This is a genomic window from Sulfurimonas sp. (assembly GCF_023229025.1).
Lineage (GTDB): Bacteria > Campylobacterota > Campylobacteria > Campylobacterales > Sulfurimonadaceae > Sulfurimonas.
Map to the genome: position 1 here is coordinate 1 of NZ_JALOAA010000068.1, position 5,815 is coordinate 5,815.

Sequence of the window (5,815 nt, forward strand, 5' to 3'; positions counted from 1 at the left end):
ACCAACTACTCAATTACTACAAGATTGATGAAGAACAAGAGTTGTGGCGCCTACTTAAAATTGACAAGATTGCATGGGTAAATGCCCCCTATATCGACCTAAAGGCGCCTATAATTGATGAGAGGGGACACCAGATAGTCATCAATGAGTGGGGTAGTGGGATACGGACTGTGGAGCACAGTTCAGAGGGGTCTTATGAAGAGGTGGTCACCTATCCACTTCAAGATGCTGAAACAATTGAAGAGATTGAAGCCCATGGATGGCCAAACCCAGACCGTTTTGATTACCAAGCATTGTTAGAGAGTTGCCAGGCCTACTCCAATTGGCCTCGCATGCTCGACTTTATCTCTCTGTTTGAAATCTACTGTAAACTACGCCCTATGGACCTCTCTTTGATGGACCTCTATGTAGAACAAGATTTAGCCGATGCCATTATTGATAAAATCTTTAAGATCCAAAAGCGTTATATTGAAAAATCTTTTGAAGTCTGCGGTGATGCTATCGATATCGTCTATCTGTCAGATGATATGGGGATGCAAGACCGCCAATTAATCTCAGTTGAGGTGTGGGAAGAGCGCTTTAAAAAACCTTATAGGGAGTTAATAGAGTTAGTCCACTCCAAAGGGGCCTATGTTTTTTACCACTCAGATGGGGCTGCTTTTCCTATTATTGAGCAGATGGTCGATTTAGGTATCGATATCATCAATCCAATTCAACATGCTTGCCCCGGGATGGAGCGTAAGCACTTAATTGAAGCCTTTGGCTCAAGGGTAGTCTTCCATGGGGCAGTTGAGAACCAACAGATTCTCCCCTTTGGAACCCCTGAAGAGGTTCGCCAAGAGGTAAAGGCAAATATTAAAACCCTTGGCAAGTATAATCGTTATATTTGTGCCCCTTGTCACAATTTACAACCCGGGACCCCCCTAGAGAATATTTTAGCCCTCTACAACAGTGAGCGCACGTGGTGAAGTCGTTCAAGGCTCTTTTGTAATGAGGGGGAGCGGTATGGTTACCGAGCACCCTTCACCTGGCGACGAATCGACAATTAGCGAGTAGGATGGACCATGGTAGAGACGCAACCGAGTTTGAATATTTCGCAACCCAGTGTGGTTAAGTTCATCAGTCGCGTAGTCGTCTTGAAGAGTAAGGGTGTCAATCAGTTCCTGGGGCAGACCAACGCCGTTATCCTTAACCGTGATATAAAGAGTTTCATCTTCTCGTCTCGCTTGTACGGTTATTACGCCAGGTTCAGAGAGGTTGGCTATCCCATGAATGATACTATTTTCAACTAGGTTTACGATCATCAACTTATGGATGAGGTAATCTTGGAGTGATTCGGGGACCTCTTGAGAAATAGTGAAATCTTGGTATCTGAAGCGTTGTATGACTGTATAGTCTTCCATCAATTCTAACTCTTTACGCAGGGGGATGTACTCACTTTCAATATCAGAGAGGCTACGTAGATAGCGGCTCAAGGCAAAGGTGACATCCTTAATATTCTCTTGTCCATTAATCTGTGCCATCCAACGGATAGTATTTAGAGAGTTGTACAATAGGTGGGGGGTCAGTTGTAATTGTAAGGTTTGCATATGGGCTTTACGTTTATTTTCTTCTTCCTGTTTCACCTCTTCAAGTAATTTCTGAATCCGATTTGTCATAGCATTAAAACTGATTGAGAGCTGTTTAATCTCATCGTCTTGACTAACATCGACTTGAACATCGAATACCCCCTCTTCGCCCACTTGGTTAACAGCAGCAGTAAGGGCGTGGATTTGTTTAGTGAGTTGTTTGGAGAGGAGGTGACTGATGATGAGGAAGAAGAGTAGATAGAGGACAACACTCAAGTTGAACATGTTGCGGATAAAGGTGAGTTCTCTTGAGATATTGCGGGTATCGAGGACTAAAGAGATAGTCCAATCACTAGCATTAGAGGTTGATGAGAGGCGAATATTTGTCTTACTTAAAGGTGTTTCACCACTTAGGGGGTGGTTGGAGGCTATTAGTTGTCCAGCCGAATTTGTGAGGGAGACCTCTTGGTTTTTTGAGAAGGGGATGTATTGAAAGAAATCTTCAAAAAACTGGCTATTAAAAGCGAGTATAAGTGTAGCGATAGGTTTTTGATCTTTGCGGATATGGCGCGCTCCAAAAAAGAATGTATCAGCTAAGCCAAAGTTCGTGACCATAGGATATGTTTGAGTCCAATAAATCCGCCCCTCTAAGGATAGAAGAGTGGGTTGGATTTCAATGTATATTGGTTCAATATTTTGAATCCCCGTTCCGCTAAAGATGGTCCCTTTATCGGTGATTAGATAGGCAGATGCAATAAGGCGATTAGAGTTTACAAACCCATCTAATTGGTTTTGGATGGCATGACACTCAATTAAAGGGGTATCAGAGAGGACCTCCTCCATTGCCTGTGTGTTGAGGTAAAATTGCATACTCAGCTGTTGGTAATGCTGCAATTTTGTATCGAGGTTTTTGCGCATCTCCTGGATGAGTTGATTGTTGTTACTAATTTGCTGTTCGACTGCATATTGGATGAAGAGATGATTAGCAATAAAATAGATAATGCCACTGGGGAGTACCACAATTAGGACAAACCACAAAAAGATTTTCTTTTGCATGTCCCTATACTAACCGTAGGAGAGTCCCATTTGAAGTCTTATTTCAATTAAAAAGAGAGACTAAAGAGAGTATTAACAAGGTATCATGGGTAACGGCCTATCAGCTCCAGTGGTTACTGTGCGTTTTAAAGAGGGGGAGAGGAGAAGGGACTTGGCCATAATTTTTAGACTATACTTGATTGTTTGGGGCTAAGGCTATAATATTCAATCAATGACGTGATTTATAACCAACTTGCAGCGTCAAAAAATAATTCGCTAAAAGGAGTCAAAAATGTATTTAAATCAAGGTAGTGTTTTTCTCATTTGGTGTCTCCCTATGCGTGGGGAGGGTAGCTATGACGTAGATTTAGATGTCTCTGCTAGAAAACCATAAAAATAGGAGAAAACATGGAATACAAAGCAATTGAAAAAACAATCAACGAAGAGATTAGCGAAGTCTACCTGATTGATGGGGTAGAGTACAAAGCCGATATTAAGACCTGGGGTCCCTATGGGGTGTATGGCAATATGGCTTACAAAGATCGTCAGGCAGTGGTGGAGTTAGAGGGACTTGGTCGGGTAAGGGTAATCTTTTCCACGGACCAAATGTTAATTCCAAGCAAGACTCGTCCAGCCCGTTTCACCTCCTTTGCTGAAGAGATGATAGATAGGGCAGTTAGAGAGTATGTCAGCTTCACAAAAACTCTCAATGGGACTCGACTTAACAATCAAGTGATGGAGTTTGAAGTTATTTAACTAAACTGACGCCCCCTTAGGGGGGCGACCAATTACACTATTTCTAATAATCTCCTTTACAACCAAGATTCCCAGTGTTATATTCAGGACATGGTTATCAATTCCATACACGATAACTCCTCCTAAAACCCTCCTTTCATGGAGGACTTATTTATGAAAAACGCAATCATTGTGCCCTTCCACCAAAGGTGGCAGGGGTGTCTGAGCCTACCAGAGATGGCCCAATTCCTTATGGAAGAGGTCGCCTTAGTTGGTAGGCAAATCAAATCACATGGCAAGTGCTTAATTGAGACAGCACTGCTTCATCCCGAAGGTAATCCCGCTGGTAATGTAACAGAGATAGAGGTCTTTTGGATGGTTATTGATGACGGGCTCCTCTTGGCCTATATAGATTGGATAAAGAGGAATCGAGATTACCAATTCAGGGCCCGAATGTGCTGGATTCCAAACTACAAAGAGGAGAACTCCCCATTAGTCGAGTCATGCTTAAAAAGCATCGCTGAGGCGAAGCAGTGGGGGGGAGGTGCGCAAGGAGAGAATCCCCTTGTGGTTGATTCAGTTTTATTCTTACCAGGTAACGCTAGTTTAACAGTAATTCCTGTACAGTTTACCGTAAGCGTCAACTCGCCCCCAATAGTCCCCCTTCTAGAGGTTTTTTAAACTAACAATCATGAGTATTGGAGAAATAGTTATTTTAGTGGCGTTTACCTCTGAGAATGTAGGGTTCTTTTCTTTCGGGGTCTGCTTTAGCACTGCTAATCAGGTCGTAGTAGTGATCAACTTCACTAATATCTACCCTACCAGGGACCAGGGCATCCCAATCTGCATCACTTTTACACCCTCCACCTTTGTTGAAAACATAAGTGAGGTACTTGTGGGAATCCAGGTCCAACTTTTTACAGCTCTCAATCAAAGAGAAATAGAGGGCACTTGCTTCTGCACCTTGAGGAGTAATACAAAAGAGAAAATTTTTTCTCCCCAGAGCGAACGGCCTTATACAATTCTCGACAAGCTGGTTAGTGCTGGTAGCCCAACTGTAATCCAAAAACCTGGTCAGCTTCTCCCACCTCTTAAGGGTGTAATTTATGGCGCTATCTAAAGAGCTTCCTTTAAGGACCTTGCCCTGGTGTTCATCTAACCATCTCTTAATAGCATCCAAGTCTACACTTAATATTTCCCTTCGCTTCTTTAAATACTCCTCTTCACTTAAGGGATTAGGACCCCTTTGACGATCAAGAAGAAGCCCCTCATGGTGAAAGAAGGTAGCATACAAAGAGACTAACTCCCCGGCTAACTTAGCCTTCTTGTTAGTTTTCAAAATGTCAGTAGCCTTACGCCGAGCGTGAATCATACAACCCAAAGAGGTGAAAGGATACTTTTGGCTGGCATAGGAGTAGACCTCTAAACCATCACTTTGAACAACTCCTCGGTAGTCTTCAAAGAAAGAGGCAACACTCTCGTTAGTGCGCCTGTCAATGTAGTTAAAGAGTACAGGACCTGCTCTGCCCTCCCTATCTACACTGGAGCGGACAAACATATAAGCATCATAAGAGCTGTCTGAAGCCTTTGCATCGGGTACCTTTAAAACTCTCAAACCCGTCTCATCTACATTCCAAAGTGGGTATTCATGGATAGCTCTCTCTAAAGCCCTCCCCAAAGGTTTTAACTGATGAGCCACATTCATCATCCATCCACTCATCACTTGGCGAGAGAGATCTATCCCCATAGAAGCAAAGCGTTGCTCTTGGCGGTAAAGGGGCAGAGAATATTGCATTTTGTCGACTACCACTGTCGCTAATAAGGAGCTGTCACAAATAGTACCACTTAAGAGTGAATCATCAGAGACTGTAACTAACTGCTCCTCATTCTCTTCACCCAAACAGTTGCTACATCTAAATTGAGGGTAGTGGTGACGAACTATTACTTTAGTTGCCGGTATTACAGCCAAAGTATCTCTGGTGAACTCTCCAACTTGCTCCATGTTGCTGCCACACTCACATTCAGGAGCCTCTCCATCATGGTTGATGTCTACGATTGGAGTATTAGGGTCAACTTTAAGGATTCTGCTTCTGCCAACTCTTCGGGTAAATGAGCGCACCTTTTGTTCAGTCACTTCCCCTTCAGTGTTCTCTATTACATCAATTAAGTTTTCTAACTCCGCTTCATCAAACAGGTTTAAGTTTAACTGCTCAGATGCTTCAGAGCTCTTACCATATTGCTTTTGTCTGGAGTTGAGAAATAGGTTTTTAAAGTGTTCGCTGCGAGCCTTCTCTAGAGCCAATTCATCTTCTAAAGCTTGGTTCCTAACTTCAAGACTTTGGTTTCTAACCAAAAGAGATTGGTTATCTTTCTTAAGAGTGCTGTTTTGATCTTTAAGCAGGTCAATTTCAGCAGAGTAAGTAGCGACTGTAGGAGGGGTTTGTTGCTCAGCTAAAGGTGTCTTATCCATGGGCAAA

Annotated in this window: 5 protein-coding genes; 3 read left to right on the forward strand and 2 right to left on the reverse strand. The window is 42.9% G+C overall.

Translation table 11 applies throughout. The annotated features are described in order from the left end of the window. The first annotated feature begins 41 nt into the window (after positions 1 to 41). On the forward strand, positions 42 to 968 hold the full coding sequence (locus M0Q20_RS10775) for a uroporphyrinogen decarboxylase family protein (RefSeq protein ID WP_295061798.1): 927 nt from the start codon (positions 42 to 44) through the stop codon (positions 966 to 968). Between the two features lie 6 nt (positions 969 to 974). On the opposite strand, the gene M0Q20_RS10780 is transcribed toward M0Q20_RS10775, so the two are convergent. Further along, positions 975 to 2,624, reverse strand: coding sequence for a sensor histidine kinase (locus M0Q20_RS10780; RefSeq protein WP_295061801.1), 1,650 nt, complete (start codon positions 2,622 to 2,624; stop codon positions 975 to 977). Positions 2,625 to 3,011: 387 nt separating this feature from the next. Between M0Q20_RS10780 and M0Q20_RS10785 the strand changes: the two genes are divergently transcribed. Next, positions 3,012 to 3,359 (forward strand): hypothetical protein, encoded by a 348-nt coding sequence (locus M0Q20_RS10785; RefSeq protein ID WP_295061804.1) that lies wholly within the window; start codon positions 3,012 to 3,014, stop codon positions 3,357 to 3,359. 153 nt (positions 3,360 to 3,512) lie between these two features. Beyond that, positions 3,513 to 4,019: a hypothetical protein gene (locus M0Q20_RS10790; RefSeq protein ID WP_295061807.1), complete on the forward strand. Its 507-nt coding sequence runs from the start codon at positions 3,513 to 3,515 to the stop codon at positions 4,017 to 4,019. Between the two features lie 34 nt (positions 4,020 to 4,053). Here M0Q20_RS10790 and M0Q20_RS10795 read toward each other — a convergent pair. Beyond that, on the reverse strand, positions 4,054 to 5,815 hold a 1,762-nt coding region (locus M0Q20_RS10795), incomplete at its 5' end, for an IS66 family transposase (protein ID WP_295061810.1).

Coding starts and splice junctions, on each gene's coding strand:
- M0Q20_RS10780 (WP_295061801.1), bottom strand. CDS start 2,624: ATGCAAAAGAAAATCTTTTTGTGGTTTGTCCTAATTGTGGTACTCCCC.
- M0Q20_RS10785 (WP_295061804.1), top strand. CDS start 3,012: ATGGAATACAAAGCAATTGAAAAAACAATCAACGAAGAGATTAGCGAA.
- M0Q20_RS10790 (WP_295061807.1), top strand. CDS start 3,513: ATGAAAAACGCAATCATTGTGCCCTTCCACCAAAGGTGGCAGGGGTGT.